A 14249-nucleotide genomic window follows, 5' to 3' on the forward strand; every position below is an offset into this window, starting at 1 on the left:
AAATGGAAACCCAAATGGACAAAGATCTCGATCAGTTGCTCAACGAGCACTTCGCCGGTCGCGTGGTGCGCAAGGATCTGACCAAGCTGATAAAGGAAGGTGCGAACGTACCGGTTTACGTCCTTGAGTACCTACTGGGTATGTACTGCGCGTCCGATGACTCAGAGGTGATCGAACAGGGCCTGAAGAACGTCAAGAAAATTTTAGCGGAGAACTATGTTCGACCGGATGAAGCCGAGAAGGTCAAGTCTCTAGTTCGCGAGCGCGGCACGTACAAGGTGATCGACCGAGTCACCGTGCGACTGAATGAAAAAAAAGACCGCTACGAAGCCTCTTTCAGCAACCTCGGCATCAAGGATGCTGAGATCTCTGCTGGCATCGTCAAAGAATACGAAAAGCTCCTTGTGGGCGGCATCTGGGTGATCGCAACGCTGAGCTACTACCACGAGGAAGGCCAATCGGGATCTCCTTTTGGCGTCACGCTGCTCAAGCCAATCCAGATGCCTAACATGAACATGCAGGAGCTGTTCGAAGGGCGCGCAGCGCTGAACACACCGCAATGGCGCGAGGCTTTGATCCGCTCCATCGGCATGGAGCCCTCGACCCTGGATGAGTCCGTGCAGTGGCATTTGCTGGCCCGCATGGTTCCCTTCGTGGAGAACAACTACAACGTCTGCGAACTCGGCCCACGCGGTACCGGCAAGAGCCATATCTACAAGGAGTGCTCACCGAACAGCATGCTGGTGTCCGGCGGTCAAACCACCGTCGCTAACCTGTTCTACAACATGAGCAGTCGCCGCATCGGCCTGGTCGGTCTTTGGGATGTGGTGGCCTTCGACGAAGTGGCAGGCATCAACTTCAAGGACAGGGACGGCGTGCAAATCATGAAGGATTTCATGGCCTCCGGCTCCTTCGGTCGCGGCCGTGAGCAGATGGAAGCCTCCGCTTCCATGGTCTTCGTCGGCAACATCAATCAGAGCGTCGAATCGCTGGTGAAAACAAGTCACCTGCTCGCCCCCTTCCCTGAGCAGATGATCGACGCAGCCTTTTTCGACCGATTTCACGCTTACATTCCTGGCTGGGAAATCCCAAAAATGCGCCCGGAATTTTTCACCAACAGGTACGGGCTAATCGTCGATTACCTGGCAGAGTTTTTCCGCGAAATGCGCAAGCGCAGCTTCGCCGACGCCATCGACAAGCACTTCAAACTGGGTAACAACCTAAACCAGCGCGATGTGATCGCAGTACGCAAAACAGTATCCGGCCTGCTCAAGCTGCTCTACCCGCACGACGTATTCACCAAAGAAGACGTGCGCCAGTGCCTCGAATACGCACTCCAGGTCCGCCGACGTGTGAAAGAACAGCTAAAGAAGATCGGTGGAATGGAGTTCTACGATGTTCACTTCAGCTACATCGACAACGAAACCCTCGAAGAACACTTCGTCACTGTGAAAGAGCAAGGCGGTGGTGGCCTTATCCCAGAAGGACCGGGAAAGCCCGGTTTCATCCACACTATAGGCTTGAGCGGCAAAGGCATGCCTGGGTTATATCGGATCGAACTGCAGGTGACCAAGGGTACTGGCAAGCTAGCTACCTCCGGCCTATGGAACTCCAGCTCTGCCAAAGAACAAGTGAAGATTGCCTTTGACTACTTCAAGGCCAACGCCTCGCGCATCAGCGCCTCGGCTAAGGTGCTGGAGCACGACTTCCATTTACATGTGGTTGAACTGCAAAACACCGGCCCTCTTACTCATATGGCCCTACCCAGCCTTGTAGCTTTTGCTTCAGGCCTAATGGGCAGGCCTGCGCAAGGTCAAATGATAGTGCTCGGCGATATGAGCTTGGGAGGCAGCATCACGCCAGTTGAAAGCATCGCCGAGTGCCTGCAAGTGGCTTTCGACGCGGGAGGCAAGCGCGTTGCGCTTCCAATGAGCAGTGCCAAGGACATCCCTAGCATCCCAGCCGAACTGTTCACCAAGTTTCAGACCAGCTTTTATGGCGAACCAGTAGAGGCTGTATTTAAGGCAATGGGCGTGGATTGAAAAAAGTCTATCTATTAGCCCGCTTGCGACTTTGAGGCGGGCTGCTTGACCCTCCTCGAAGGCCATCTGCAATGCGGAATCTGGGTTTGAGGTGATGAGGATGCAACTCCTCTTCTTCAGGAATAACCGCCGGTAGAGAAGCATGGCAAGCAGCCAGATTGAGCACCAGCTTTTGAAATACTGGCTTAACCCATTGATTCACCCCTACAATTCCATTCTAACCAAGGAGTGCAATCGGATGGGGTTTTACATCGAAGGTATGGGTGAGGCTGTGATCAGCCTTCAAAATGAGGAATTTCGGGTTGACTCCAACACCTTGAAGCAAGGTGATACTATCCAGACAAGTCAACAAGCCTATGATGAGGACGACGTCGACTTCGAAACTTCGTTCTTCGCTACGTCGCGGGGTGAAACCACCGAAGCAAAGCAGCTCTTCACATGGAAGGTCGAATACACCCAAGATTTCAGCACTGGCAAGCTTTTTATTAACTCCGCTGAGTGTGTAACTCCAGGAGTGATAATGATAAAAGAACTCGCTTTCAGCGTTGTAGTCGAAAATGAGTAGTTAAAAGGAATTTGCGCCGGGCGCTTTCCTTTAAGCGCCCATTGCCTCAGCCATTGCATGCCCTGACGATGGATGGGCGCGCAGCTACATCGAACCTACTCAATTTAACTAGATTCGAGAAAGCCGTACTTTGGCAGTCGCTTCAAGCTTTGTCTGACTACACAATCTCGGGCCTTCCTCCGAACACCAGAAAAATCGCCCCCTCTACAACGCTCACCATGCGATGATCTCCACTCAGTTAATGCCAACGCAAAGGGGTCCCGCCTACACTGCTCCCAGGCCCTTTGACTGACGCCAAAAGCACCTCACTGTTGTGGATGGTACGGAATTCTGCCACCCGTAGGATGAGAACACCTGCCTTACACAGTTGATGATCGACCTCACCCTGATCTGCCATATCCTTCAGGTGATGATCAGAAAAGAGATCTGAGTACAACTCGTCGTGCCGATATCAGCCAGTGCCGGTCAAGAGAAAGATCTCGACAAGGAACAGACCGCAGCTAATGCAGTCAGGACTGGAGCTTTGACAGACCTCAACGCGACGAAGCCCTGTATGGCGAACTCTACGAGCTTTATGCTAACGGTGACCCAACGGTGACCAAAATGATCAAACGCCAGAAACAACAAAGCCCGGTCGTTTCCGAACCGGGCTAAGTCATTGAAAAATATGGTCGGGACGGAGTGATTCGAACACTCGACCCCTAGCACCCCATGCTAGTGCGCTACCGGACTGCGCTACGCCCCGACTAGGCGTGAAACTGGGTTCGCTTCGTAACGAAGCGATCAGGAATATACCGCAAGCTTTTGAAATGTGGAAGTATTTTAAAAGCCGAAGTTATTTCTTCAAAACCACCAGCACATCTTCGAGTTCGGAGATCATCTGGCGGATCATTTGCTTGTATTGGGTGGTGTCGTCTTTGGCTTCATCACCGGACATACGCTGGCGCGCGCCGTTGATGGTGAACCCCTGGTCGTAAAGCAACGCGCGGATCTGTCGGATCATCAGCACATCCTGGCGCTGATAATACCGACGGTTCCCGGTGCGTTTGACGGGGTTGAGTTGAGGAAACTCCTGCTCCCAATAGCGCAGCACGTGGGGTTTAACCGCACAGAGCTCGCTGACTTCACCAATGGTGAAGTAGCGTTTGCCTGGGATGACAGGTAGTTCGTCGTTATGACTTGGTTCCAGCATAAGCCTCAACTCGGGCCTTCAACTTCTGCCCTGGACGAAAGGTGACCACACGGCGAGCCGTGATCGGGATTTCTTCTCCCGTTTTTGGATTGCGGCCAGGCCGCTGACGTTTGTCCCGCAGGTCAAAATTGCCGAAACCGGACAATTTGACCTGTTCGTTGTCTTCTAGAGCGTGCCTGATTTCTTCAAAAAACAGCTCGACCAATTCCTTGGCCTCGCGCTTGTTCAGGCCCAGCTCTTCATACAGACGTTCCGCCATCTCAGCTTTCGTCAAAGCCCCCATACGTCACTTCCTTAACGTGGCGTTCAACCTTTGTTCGAGCGAGGTGAGGATATTTTGCGTCGTGGTATTCACCTCATCGTCATTAAGAGTGCGCGATGGATGCTGCCAGGTCAAGCCAACTGCAAGGCTTTTTCTATGCGGATCAATGCCTTTACCCTGATAAACGTCAAATAACCTGAGGTCTGTCAGCCATTCCCCTGCATTTTCACGGATTACCTCCAGAACGGCGCTGGCGGACACCTCACGATCGGCTACCAGAGCCAGGTCACGGCGCACTTCAGGGAAACGCGACAACTCGCTGAATTTAGGCATCTTGCCCGACGCTACTTCGGCCAGTACCAGCTCGAAAACGAAGACCGGACGGTCAAGACCGAGGGTTTTCGACAATTCGGGGTGGATGGCGCCAACGAAGCCTACCAGACGACCTTCACGCTCGATGCGCGCGGTCTGGCCCGGGTGCAACGCCGGGTGACTGCCTGGGACAAAAGTGAACGCACCCAGCGCACCGGAAAAGCCCAACACCGCTTCCACGTCAGCCTTGACGTCGAAGAAGTCCACCGCATCGCGACCCTGTGCCCAGCCTTCCGGCAGACGGCTGCCGCAGACTACGCCAGCCAGCATCGGCTCTTGCTTCAAACCTTCCAGCTGACCGACGAAACGCAGGCCGCTTTCGAACATCCGTACACGATCCTGTTGACGGTTCAGGTTGTAGGACAGTGCCTTTATCAGACCTGGCCACAAGGACGAACGCATGGCAGCCATGTCGTTGGAGATCGGGTTAGCCAGCAGCAGCGGCTCAACACCCGGACTGAACAGTTCGAACTGTTTCGGATCGATGAAGCTGTACGTCACTGCTTCCTGATAACCACGAGCCACCAGCAGGCGACGCAGTTCGGGCAGATGGGCACGGGCTTCGGGCTTGGCTTGTGGCGCCAAGCGCGCTTGCGGGTAACGAACCGGTAGACGGTTGTAGCCGTACAGGCGGGCCAGTTCTTCGATCAGGTCGACTTCGAGGCTGATATCGAAGCGATGGCTTGGCACTTCTACGCGCCACTGCCCTGCCCCCTCAGCAGAAATACCCAAGCCCAAGGCCGACAGCAGACGCTCGATTTCAGCGTCTTCAATGACCAAGCCCAGCATTTGTTCAACACGCTGGGCACGCAAGGTGATCGGCGCAACCGACGGCAGATGCTGCTCGCTGACGGTTTCGGTGATCGGGCCAGCTTCGCCACCGGTGATTTCCAGCAGCAGGCCAGTGGCGCGCTCCATGGCTTCACGGGCCAGTTGCCAGTCCACGCCACGCTCGTAGCGGTGCGAAGCATCGGTGTGCAGACCATAGGAGCGGGCCTGGCCGGCAACGGCGATCTGGTCGAAGAACGCACTTTCGAGGAATACGTCACGAGTGGTCGCAGAAACGCCACTGTGCTCGCCACCCATCACGCCAGCAATGGCCAGGGCGCGGGAGTGGTCAGCGATCACCAGAGTGTTGCTACGCAGGGTGACGTCCTGGCCGTCGAGCAATACCAGTTTCTCGCCTTCCTCGGCCATGCGCACGCGGATGCCGCCATTGATTTCGGCGAGATCGAATGCGTGCAGCGGTTGGCCCAGCTCCAACATCACGTAGTTGGTGATGTCGACAGCCGCGTCGATGCTGCGTACGTCGGCACGGCGCAGACGCTCAACCATCCACAGCGGTGTTGGCTTGGACAGATCGACATTACGGATGACGCGCCCCAAATAACGTGGGCAAGCAGCAGGCACCAGCACTTCGATTGGACGGACTTCGTCATGCACTGCAGGTACTACTGCAACGACCGGACGGGTAACAGCAGCGGCGTACAGCGCCCCGACTTCGCGGGCCAGACCAGCCAAGGACAAGCAGTCACCACGGTTCGGGGTCAGGTCGACCTCGATGCTGGCGTCTTCCAGGTCCAGGTAGGCGCGAATGTCCTGGCCCACTGGTGCGTCGGCCGGCAGTTCCATCAAGCCGTCGTTGCCTTCACCAACCTGCAGCTCGGCCTGGGAGCACAGCATGCCGTTGGACTCAACGCCCCGCAGCTTGGCGTTCTTGATCTTGAAGTCGCCCGGCAGTTCGGCACCGATCATGGCGAACGGAATTTTCAGGCCCGGACGCACGTTCGGCGCTCCGCACACGACCTGGAAGGTTTGCGCGCCATTACTGACCTGGCACACACGCAATTTGTCAGCATCCGGGTGTTGCTCGGTGCTCAGCACCTCGCCCACTACCACGCCACTGAAAACACCGGCGGCCGGCGTAACGCTATCGACCTCAAGACCGGCCATCGACAGACGGGCAACCAGCTCGTCGCGATCTACCTGCGGGCTTACCCAGCCGCGCAGCCATTGTTCACTGAATTTCATCCTGCTCTCCTAAAGATTCGTTACGACTAGCGAAATTGCGCGAGGAACCGCAAGTCGTTGTCGAAGAACAGACGCAAGTCGTTCACGCCGTAACGCAGCATGGCCAGACGCTCAACGCCCATGCCGAAGGCAAAGCCCGAGAACTCTTCCGGGTCGATCCCGGACATGCGCAGCACGTTGGGGTGAACCATGCCGCAGCCCATGACTTCCAGCCAGCCGGTCTGCTTGCAAACACGGCAGCCTTTACCGCTGCACATCACGCATTCCATGTCGACTTCAGCGGATGGCTCGGTGAACGGGAAGTACGAAGGTCGGAAACGCACTGCCAGTTCTTTTTCGAAGAACACCCGCAGGAACTCTTCGATGGTGCCTTTCAGGTCGGCGAAATTGATGTCGCGATCGACCAGCAGGCCTTCGACCTGGTGGAACATCGGCGAGTGGGTGATATCGGAGTCGCTACGGTACACACGGCCTGGGCAGACGATGCGGATCGGCGGCTGCTGCGATTCCATGGTGCGGACCTGTACCGGCGAGGTATGGGTGCGCAACAGCATGTTCGCATTGAAATAGAAGGTGTCATGCATCGAACGGGCCGGGTGATGGCCCGGGATGTTGAGCGCCTCGAAGTTGTGATAATCGTCTTCGACCTCAGGGCCTTCGGCGATGCCGTAGCCGATGTGGGTGAAAAACTGCTCAATACGTTCCAGAGTCCGGGTAATCGGATGCAGACCGCCTGAGGTCTGGCCACGGCCCGGCAGGGTCACGTCAATGGACTCGGCGGCGAGCTTGGCCGCTAGATCGGCCCCCTCAAACAACGCCTTGCGCGCATTAAGAACCTCTGTGACACGTTCCTTGGCAACGTTGATCTGCGCACCGACTTGCGGGCGCTCTTCTGCCGGCAAATTCCCCAGGGTCTTCATCACCTGAGTCAATTCACCCTTCTTGCCAAGGTACTGAACCCGGATTTGCTCCAGGGCATTGATATCTTCAGCGCTTTGCACAGCCTCTAGTGCTTGAGAGACCAGCGCATCCAGGTTTTCCATGTACAGACTCCAGATACAAAATAGGGGAAGAGCTTGAAGGCTCTTCCCCTATTTAAGACGTTTAACACCTTGGACCACGGAAGCGGCCCAAGGTGACTGTCGGGGGTACTTAAGCCAAGGTGGCTTTAGCTTTCTCGACAATCGCAGCAAACGCCGCTTTTTCGTTCACTGCCAGATCAGCCAGAACCTTACGGTCGATCTCGATGGACGCTTTCTTCAGGCCAGCAATGAAACGGCTGTAGGACAGACCGTTAACACGAGCACCAGCGTTGATACGAGCGATCCACAGAGCGCGGAACTGACGTTTCTTCTGACGACGGTCACGGTAGGCGTATTGGCCAGCCTTGATTACCGCTTGCTTGGCAACACGGAATACGCGTGAACGCGCACCATAGTAGCCTTTAGCAAGTTTCAGAATTTTTTTGTGACGCTTACGGGCAACGACGCCACGCTTTACACGAGCCATGAGTTACTTCCTCTATTCTTAACCAAAAATTAGCAAAGGCGCAGCATGCGCTTGACTTTTGCGACGTCAGACGGATGCAGCAAGCTGCTACCGCGCAGTTGACGCTTACGCTTGGTCGACATTTTGGTCAGGATGTGGCTCTTGAAAGCGTGTTTGTGCTTGATACCGTTAGCAGTTTTCAGAAACCGCTTAGCAGCACCACTTTTAGTTTTCATCTTTGGCATGTTCGGATACTCCGCATTCAGTTGATAAATATAATCAGAAGGCCTGCCGTGCCCTATTGATTACTTCTTCTTTTTCGGGGCGATGACCATAATAAGCTGGCGTCCTTCCATCTTAGGATGCTGTTCGACCGAACCGTACTCAAGCAAGTCACCTTCAACTCGCTTGAGGAGTTCCATCCCCAGCTCCTGGTGGGCCATCTCACGGCCGCGGAATCGCAAGGATACCTTGGCCCTGTCCCCATCACTCAGGAAACGTACCAGGTTGCGCAGTTTTACCTGGTAATCCCCTTCCTCCGTCCCTGGACGAAACTTGATTTCTTTAACCTGAATCTGCTTCTGGTTTTTCTTGGCTGCGGCAACCTGCTTCTTCTTCTCGAAGATCGATTTGCCGTAGTCCATCAGCTTGCAAACAGGGGGTACTGCATCGGCGGAAATTTCCACCAAATCCAGTTTGGCTTCTTCAGCCTTAAGAAGCGCGTCTTCAATTGACACAATCCCAAGCTGCTCACCCTCAGCCCCAATTAACCGAACCTCGCGTGCCGAGATATTCTCGTTGATCGGGGCTTTCGGTGCAGCTCGTTTATCTTGTCTCATTTCACGCTTAATAATAATTACTCCGAATCTGGGCGACCACGCCGGGAAACCGCTTGCGCGAGAAACTCAGCGAACTGGGCGACGGGCATCGAGCCCAGGTCAGCACCTTCACGAGTACGCACAGCGACAGTCTGCATCTCGACTTCCCGATCTCCGATAACCAAGAGATAGGGAACCTTGAGCAAAGTATGCTCGCGGATTTTAAAGCCGATCTTTTCATTTCTCAAGTCAGACTTGGCACGAAATCCGCTTTCGTTGAGAGTTTTTTCAACTTCAGCGGCAAATTCTGCCTGTTTATCAGTGATATTCATGATCACTGCCTGGGTCGGAGCCAGCCACGCAGGGAACGCACCCTCGTAGTGCTCGATCAGGATTCCAACGAAACGTTCGAAGGACCCAAGGATCGCCCGGTGCAACATGACCGGGTGCTTGCGACTGTTGTCTTCGGAGACGTATTCGGCTCCCAGACGGATAGGCAGGTTAAAATCGAGCTGCAAAGTACCACATTGCCAGACACGACCAAGACAATCTTTCAGTGAGAACTCGATTTTCGGGCCGTAGAAGGCACCCTCGCCCGGCTGCAGATCGTACGCAAGGCCCGCGCTATCAAGGGCTGCGGCCAGTGCAGCTTCGGCGCGATCCCACAGTTCGTCGGAACCGACGCGTTTTTCCGGACGAGTGGACAGCTTCATTTCGACTTCGGTAAAGCCGAAGTCGCGGTAGACGTCCATGGTCAGCTTGATAAACGCAGCGGATTCGGCCTGCATCTGCTCTTCGGTGCAGAAGATGTGGGCGTCGTCCTGAGTGAACGCACGCACGCGCATGATGCCGTGCAACGCACCCGACGGCTCATTGCGGTGGCAGGCACCGAACTCGGCCAGACGCATCGGCAATTCGCGGTAGCTCTTCAGGCCCTGGTTGAACACCTGTACGTGGCACGGGCAGTTCATCGGCTTGATGGCGTAGTCACGGTTTTCCGACTGGGTCGTGAACATATTGTCAGCGTAGTTGGCCCAGTGCCCGGACTTTTCCCACAGGCTGCGGTCAACGACCTGAGGCGTCTTGATCTCCAGGTAACCGTTGTCGCGCTGAATCTTGCGCATGTACTGCTCAAGCACCTGGTACAAGGTCCAGCCGTTCGGGTGCCAGAACACCATGCCTGGCGACTCTTCCTGGACGTGGAACAAGCCCAGGCGCTTGCCGATCTTGCGATGGTCACGCTTCTCGGCTTCTTCGATGCGCTGGATGTAGGCAGCCAGCTGCTTCTTGTCAGCCCAGGCAGTACCGTAGATCCGCTGCAGTTGCTCGTTCTTCGCATCGCCGCGCCAGTAGGCACCGGAGAGCTTGGTCAGCTTGAAGGACTTGAGGAAGCGCGTGTTCGGCACGTGCGGACCACGGCACATGTCGACGTATTCTTCGTGGTAATACAGGCCCATGGCCTGTTCGTCCGGCATGTCTTCCACCAGACGCAGCTTGTAGTCTTCGCCGCGAGCGGTGAACACGTCGATCACTTCGGCGCGCGGAGTGACTTTCTTGATGACGTCGTAATCTTTCTCGATCAGCGCGTGCATGCGCTGCTCGATAGCCGCCAGGTCGTCCGGAGTGAAAGGACGCTCGTAGGCGATGTCGTAATAGAAGCCTTCGTCGATGACCGGGCCGATCACCATTTTCGCCGTTGGGTACAGCTGCTTGACCGCATGGCCAATCAGGTGCGCGCAAGAGTGGCGAATGATCTCCAGCCCCTCTTGATCCTTGGGAGTGATGATTTGCAGGCTGACATCGCCGGTGATCAGATCACTGGCGTCAACCAGCTTGCCGTCGACCTTGCCGGCCACGGTGGCCTTGGCCAGGCCAGCACCAATGGATGCGGCGACCTCGGCTACGGAAACCGAATGATCGAATGAACGTTGACTGCCGTCGGGAAGAGTAATAGTTGGCATGGCGCCTCCTCTCCTAGTGGTGACCCCTACCAAAGGTCACGTGGGTTGGGATGAGCCAGTACAAGATCCAACTCCAGCCATTCAATGACGAACGCCTGCCTTACAGCGGCAGGAGCCTTGCGGCCAACCGGAAAATCGAATCAGAGTGACTGGAGTTAAACAAAAGGAACATGGCAAGGCGGCAAATGGCACGCCTGAAAATAGCCAAGCCGGAGATGCTAGCACAGATGAACGGTCGCCGCGGCAGCCCTTGGCTGCTGAAAGGCAAATTCCGGGCTTTTGGACGCTAGAGTGAACTTGGGCTGTACGGAAGGCCTCAAAGACACTGAGAATCGTCACCCGTTCTACGACCTCCAGGGAGCATCCCACTATGCGTATTAAACAGTTTTTCGCCTTTGCCATTCCTTTTGCCCTGTTGCTGCCACTGGGTGCGCAAGCTGCCGCACCCAGCAACTGGCCCGCAGGTCAACGAGACAACTTCATCAAAGACTGTTCGGCAGGAGCCAGGCAGAACATCAAAGCAAAAAACGAAAAAGAAAGGGACGCCATTGCAAAGCAGCACTGTGAGTGCGGTGCAGACAAGATCAATGCCGAACTCAGCTCCGATGAGATCAATCAACTCATGACCAATCGGGATGCAAAAGTTGAGCTTCAGAACAAAGCGATCGCTGCAATTTCCTCCTGCAAGGTGGTTCAGAAGTAATACAGGCACTGAAACAGAGCAGCTTTTAGACCAAAAAACACCCTTAAAACTGCCTTTTCTCACAATTTACACAGCTTTTACGGCTTTTTTTAACAACTGATATTTCTCGCAAAAGCCCCGTAGACCGGGGCTTTCAGCCGCAAAAAGCACCAAATGCAACGTTATTGATTTGCAAACAATGCCTTGGGGGGGCTCCCAAGCCGAACATTTCGACTATGATAGCTCGGTGTGCCCAGTTGGCCTGAGCAGCACAGTACTACTGAAAATATATGTTTCTTGGAGATACACCATGTCTAATCGCCAATCCGGCACCGTTAAATGGTTCAACGATGAAAAAGGCTTCGGCTTCATCACTCCTCAAGGTGGCGGTGACGACCTGTTCGTACACTTCAAAGCTATCGAAAGCGACGGTTTCAAAAGCCTGAAAGAAGGCCAAGCCGTTTCCTTCGTGGCTGCGAAAGGCCAAAAAGGTATGCAAGCTGAGCAAGTTCGCGCAGAGTAATTTCTGAGCAGAACTAAAAAAACCCCGTCCATGTGACGGGGTTTTTTATGGGCGCTGCAAAAGCCTGGATCGCTCAGCCACAATTGACGCGATTGATCACCAGGTTGTCATCCGTGTTGAGATTCAAGCGATCGGAGCGGTACTCCAGGGTAACCATGTCGTTAGGCTTGAGAATCCGCGCGTTCTGCGCACCGGCACGAGTACGGGCCTGCTCCAGCAATTCGGGCGAGGCTTTCTTGCCGATCGCGAACTCGGCAGCCTTCGACTCACAGCGGCTATGACCGGCATTGGTCACGGCTGTGTCTTTGGCCGGCTCAGAGATACCAGGGGTGCTGCAGCCGGCCAACAGGGCTGCTGCCAACAAGGTACCGAATGATGCGAGCTTCCAAGGCATGAAGCCTCCTTTGAGAAAAAATAGACAGAGATCGTGCGACAGCTATTTGGCTGATTGGTTTCAATAGGTGAGCGCTGCGCAACCTCCAGACTGTAGCCACAGGCAAGTCTGCCTGACTCGCCGCCTGTGATCGCCGAATCAATCGTCACCAGATATGAACGAGCACTCAATAGATATCGATGTAATCAAACGGTGGATTTGGCCAGTTCTGTTTCAGCGCATTGAAAATCTGCGTTACCCAGACTGCGTCGCTGGCCGCCACATTGCCGACATAGCCGGAACCGGCCGCCCAAGTCTCCAGGCGAAACAGCAAGCCGTCGATATCGACACCGCCCACCACCCCTGAAGATATGTAGGCAATACCGGCCCTAGTGACCCGCAATTGGGTGTGCACGTCGTCGCTGGCGGACGCCAGCAGCTGGCGAACAGCTTCCAGCGTCAGGTTCTCGGGGTTGTTCAAATCGATCTGCACGCGGTTTTCCCTGGCAATTAAACAGGTCGCCAGTGTCGCACAGCCCTCCCCTCATGCCTAAGTAGCAGTGCCAAACGTCGCGCAAAATGGTTAACTCGCCAGGCTAGAGAACGCACTGCCCAGCCTTTCAAACACGTGAGCCCCCCATGACCACCGTAACCATCCATGCCGACATCAAAGCCAAGTGGCCTCAAGGGCAAAGTTCATACAGCCCCGGCAGCCCTGAGGAGCTGGCAATCATCGGCATAGACCTGCTGGTCAAGGAACTGGGAACCCAGGCCGCGCAAGCGTTCATCGGCCAGATATTCGAGAAATACCCGACCGATCACATGGGGGCACAAGACCCCGAACGCGAATAAGACCCGGCCGGCGAACACCGACCGGCAAGCGGTTTACTTCAGACGCGCAAGACGTGCGGTCAGCAGGTCGAAGAAGCCTTGGGCGTCGCCGTTTTCAACCCAGAACACATTCTTTTCCTGCTTGAGGCCGTCGTACCAATCGACGATGGTCTGGCCGAAGGTCAGGCCTTCGCGGCTATCCACCACCATATTGGCTTGGCGCCCGGTGAACAGTTCAGGCTTGAGCAGGTAAGCAATCACGGTAGCGTCATGCACTGGGCCGCCGGGAATGCCGTAGTGTTCCATATCGCCCTTGACGTACTCGTTGAGGATATCGCCGACAACCTTGCTGGCGTTGTTCTTCAAGTCAGCGATTTTCTTCAGGCGCGCTTCGCTGGTAAGGACCTTGTGGGTCACGTCCAGCGGCAGGTAAGTCAGCTTAACGCCACTTTTGAGCACGATTTCAGCCGCGATAGGATCTGCAAACAGGTTGAATTCGGCCACCGGCGTAATGTTGCCGCCATTGAAGTGTGCGCCACCCATCACGACCACTTCCTTGATGCCCTGAGTGATCTCGGGTGCCTGGGTCAGCGCCAGAGCCAGGTTAGTCTGTGGGCCGAGCATGGCGATGGTGATGCTATGGGGCTTGGCAGTACTCAGTGTTTTGATCAGGTAGTCAACGGCATTGCCCTCGGCCAGGCCTTTTTTCGGCTCATGCACGGTGACACCGGAGATGCCTTCCTTGCCGTGGATGTTCTCGGCGTAGATCGGCGTGCGCAGCAGCGGTGCCGGTGCGCCAGCGTAGACCGGAATGTCCTCGCGCCCTGCCCACTCACGAGCCAGTCGCGCGTTACGCGAGGTCTTGTCCAGGCGCACATTGCCGGCCACGGTAGTCAGCGCGCGGATGTTCAGTTCTTCAGGGGAGGCCATGGCAAACAGCAACGCGACCACATCGTCGGCCCCCGGATCAGTGTCGATGATCAGGTCGATTTTTTCCGCCGCCTGGGCGCTTGCAGCAGTTAGCACGGACAAAAGCAGCACACTCCGGAACAGATGTCGCAGGGTTTGGGTACTACGTTGCATGACACTCTCCTTGTCGTTGGGAAATG

General features: G+C 55.5%; 16 protein-coding genes and 1 tRNA gene. 5 read left to right on the top strand and 12 right to left on the bottom strand.

Features of this window, described 5'->3' with window-relative positions; translation table 11 throughout:
- Nucleotides 1-2 precede the first annotated feature (2 nt).
- Together brxL and ACZRKZ_RS21680 are read left to right on the top strand one after the other, a co-directional pair.
- On the top strand, nucleotides 3-2042 hold the full coding sequence (brxL, locus tag ACZRKZ_RS21675; RefSeq protein ID WP_454865674.1) for a protease Lon-related BREX system protein BrxL: 2040 nt from the start codon (nucleotides 3-5) through the stop codon (nucleotides 2040-2042).
- Between the two features lie 142 nt (nucleotides 2043-2184).
- Entirely contained in the window at nucleotides 2185-2607 is a 423-nt protein-coding gene (locus ACZRKZ_RS21680) for a hypothetical protein (RefSeq protein ID WP_463982705.1), read from the top strand.
- Nucleotides 2608-3275: 668 nt separating this feature from the next.
- Here ACZRKZ_RS21680 and ACZRKZ_RS21685 read toward each other — a convergent pair.
- The 9 genes from ACZRKZ_RS21685 to thrS all read right to left on the bottom strand — a co-directional run bounded on the left by ACZRKZ_RS21685 (nucleotide 3276) and on the right by thrS (nucleotide 10731).
- Nucleotides 3276-3352: transfer RNA gene (locus tag ACZRKZ_RS21685), tRNA-Pro, on the bottom strand.
- Between the two features lie 90 nt (nucleotides 3353-3442).
- Nucleotides 3443-3799 (bottom strand): MerR family transcriptional regulator, encoded by a 357-nt coding sequence (locus ACZRKZ_RS21690; RefSeq protein WP_149414761.1) that lies wholly within the window; start codon nucleotides 3797-3799, stop codon nucleotides 3443-3445.
- Nucleotides 3780-4082, bottom strand: a complete 303-nt coding sequence (gene ihfA, locus ACZRKZ_RS21695) for an integration host factor subunit alpha (protein WP_002553164.1) — start codon at nucleotides 4080-4082, stop codon at nucleotides 3780-3782. Before ihfA ends, ACZRKZ_RS21690 begins: the two co-directional genes overlap by 20 nt.
- 3 nt (nucleotides 4083-4085) lie before the next feature.
- Complete coding sequence (gene pheT / locus ACZRKZ_RS21700) at nucleotides 4086-6464, bottom strand: phenylalanine--tRNA ligase subunit beta (RefSeq protein ID WP_463982706.1); 2379 nt, start codon at nucleotides 6462-6464, stop codon at nucleotides 4086-4088.
- 26 nt (nucleotides 6465-6490) lie between these two features.
- Nucleotides 6491-7507 (bottom strand): phenylalanine--tRNA ligase subunit alpha, encoded by a 1017-nt coding sequence (pheS, locus tag ACZRKZ_RS21705; RefSeq protein WP_133102918.1) that lies wholly within the window; start codon nucleotides 7505-7507, stop codon nucleotides 6491-6493.
- A gap of 109 nt (nucleotides 7508-7616) precedes the next feature.
- Nucleotides 7617-7973, bottom strand: a complete 357-nt coding sequence (gene rplT, locus ACZRKZ_RS21710) for a 50S ribosomal protein L20 (RefSeq protein ID WP_133102919.1) — start codon at nucleotides 7971-7973, stop codon at nucleotides 7617-7619.
- A 29-nt stretch (nucleotides 7974-8002) separates the two neighbouring features.
- Nucleotides 8003-8197 carry a 50S ribosomal protein L35 gene (gene rpmI / locus ACZRKZ_RS21715; protein WP_003442181.1) on the bottom strand — a complete coding sequence of 65 codons (195 nt, stop codon included), beginning with the start codon at nucleotides 8195-8197 and terminating at the stop codon, nucleotides 8003-8005.
- Nucleotides 8198-8257: 60 nt separating this feature from the next.
- Nucleotides 8258-8809, bottom strand: a complete 552-nt coding sequence (gene infC, locus ACZRKZ_RS21720) for a translation initiation factor IF-3 (protein ID WP_172668659.1) — start codon at nucleotides 8807-8809, stop codon at nucleotides 8258-8260.
- On the bottom strand, nucleotides 8809-10731 hold the full coding sequence (thrS, locus tag ACZRKZ_RS21725) for a threonine--tRNA ligase (protein WP_149414763.1): 1923 nt from the start codon (nucleotides 10729-10731) through the stop codon (nucleotides 8809-8811). The genes infC and thrS overlap by 1 nt, the downstream gene beginning before the upstream one ends.
- A 370-nt stretch (nucleotides 10732-11101) precedes the next feature.
- Between thrS and ACZRKZ_RS21730 the strand changes: the two genes are divergently transcribed.
- Together ACZRKZ_RS21730 and ACZRKZ_RS21735 are read left to right on the top strand one after the other, a co-directional pair.
- A complete protein-coding gene (locus ACZRKZ_RS21730; RefSeq protein ID WP_463970390.1) occupies nucleotides 11102-11434 on the top strand; it encodes a hypothetical protein in 333 nt (110 codons plus the stop codon).
- A gap of 289 nt (nucleotides 11435-11723) precedes the next feature.
- Nucleotides 11724-11936, top strand: a complete 213-nt coding sequence (locus ACZRKZ_RS21735; protein ID WP_133102922.1) for a cold-shock protein — start codon at nucleotides 11724-11726, stop codon at nucleotides 11934-11936.
- 73 nt (nucleotides 11937-12009) lie between these two features.
- Here the strand turns inward: ACZRKZ_RS21735 and ACZRKZ_RS21740 are convergent, their stop codons facing one another.
- On the bottom strand, nucleotides 12010-12330 hold the full coding sequence (locus ACZRKZ_RS21740) for an I78 family peptidase inhibitor (RefSeq protein ID WP_149414765.1): 321 nt from the start codon (nucleotides 12328-12330) through the stop codon (nucleotides 12010-12012).
- Between the two features lie 166 nt (nucleotides 12331-12496).
- The gene (locus ACZRKZ_RS21745; RefSeq protein WP_463982707.1) at nucleotides 12497-12802 is read right to left on the bottom strand and encodes a hypothetical protein; all 306 of its coding nucleotides are present in this window, start codon (nucleotides 12800-12802) and stop codon (nucleotides 12497-12499) included.
- Between the two features lie 146 nt (nucleotides 12803-12948).
- Between ACZRKZ_RS21745 and ACZRKZ_RS21750 the strand changes: the two genes are divergently transcribed.
- Entirely contained in the window at nucleotides 12949-13161 is a 213-nt protein-coding gene (locus tag ACZRKZ_RS21750) for a hypothetical protein (RefSeq protein ID WP_133102925.1), read from the top strand.
- A gap of 33 nt (nucleotides 13162-13194) precedes the next feature.
- On the opposite strand, the gene ACZRKZ_RS21755 is transcribed toward ACZRKZ_RS21750, so the two are convergent.
- On the bottom strand, nucleotides 13195-14223 hold the full coding sequence (locus tag ACZRKZ_RS21755; RefSeq protein ID WP_463982708.1) for a nucleoside hydrolase: 1029 nt from the start codon (nucleotides 14221-14223) through the stop codon (nucleotides 13195-13197).
- Between the last annotated feature and the right edge of the window lie 26 nt (nucleotides 14224-14249).

Source organism: Pseudomonas sp. c313 (genome assembly GCF_055407145.1).

Coding starts and splice junctions, on each gene's coding strand:
- brxL (WP_454865674.1), top strand. CDS start 3: ATGGAAACCCAAATGGACAAAGATCTCGATCAGTTGCTCAACGAGCAC.
- ACZRKZ_RS21680 (WP_463982705.1), top strand. CDS start 2,185: ATGGCAAGCAGCCAGATTGAGCACCAGCTTTTGAAATACTGGCTTAAC.
- ACZRKZ_RS21690 (WP_149414761.1), bottom strand. CDS start 3,799: ATGCTGGAACCAAGTCATAACGACGAACTACCTGTCATCCCAGGCAAA.
- ihfA (WP_002553164.1), bottom strand. CDS start 4,082: ATGGGGGCTTTGACGAAAGCTGAGATGGCGGAACGTCTGTATGAAGAG.
- pheT (WP_463982706.1), bottom strand. CDS start 6,464: ATGAAATTCAGTGAACAATGGCTGCGCGGCTGGGTAAGCCCGCAGGTA.
- pheS (WP_133102918.1), bottom strand. CDS start 7,507: ATGGAAAACCTGGATGCGCTGGTCTCTCAAGCACTAGAGGCTGTGCAA.
- rplT (WP_133102919.1), bottom strand. CDS start 7,973: ATGGCTCGTGTAAAGCGTGGCGTCGTTGCCCGTAAGCGTCACAAAAAA.
- rpmI (WP_003442181.1), bottom strand. CDS start 8,197: ATGCCAAAGATGAAAACTAAAAGTGGTGCTGCTAAGCGGTTTCTGAAA.
- thrS (WP_149414763.1), bottom strand. CDS start 10,731: ATGCCAACTATTACTCTTCCCGACGGCAGTCAACGTTCATTCGATCAT.
- ACZRKZ_RS21730 (WP_463970390.1), top strand. CDS start 11,102: ATGCGTATTAAACAGTTTTTCGCCTTTGCCATTCCTTTTGCCCTGTTG.
- ACZRKZ_RS21735 (WP_133102922.1), top strand. CDS start 11,724: ATGTCTAATCGCCAATCCGGCACCGTTAAATGGTTCAACGATGAAAAA.
- ACZRKZ_RS21740 (WP_149414765.1), bottom strand. CDS start 12,330: ATGCCTTGGAAGCTCGCATCATTCGGTACCTTGTTGGCAGCAGCCCTG.
- ACZRKZ_RS21750 (WP_133102925.1), top strand. CDS start 12,949: ATGACCACCGTAACCATCCATGCCGACATCAAAGCCAAGTGGCCTCAA.
- ACZRKZ_RS21755 (WP_463982708.1), bottom strand. CDS start 14,223: ATGCAACGTAGTACCCAAACCCTGCGACATCTGTTCCGGAGTGTGCTG.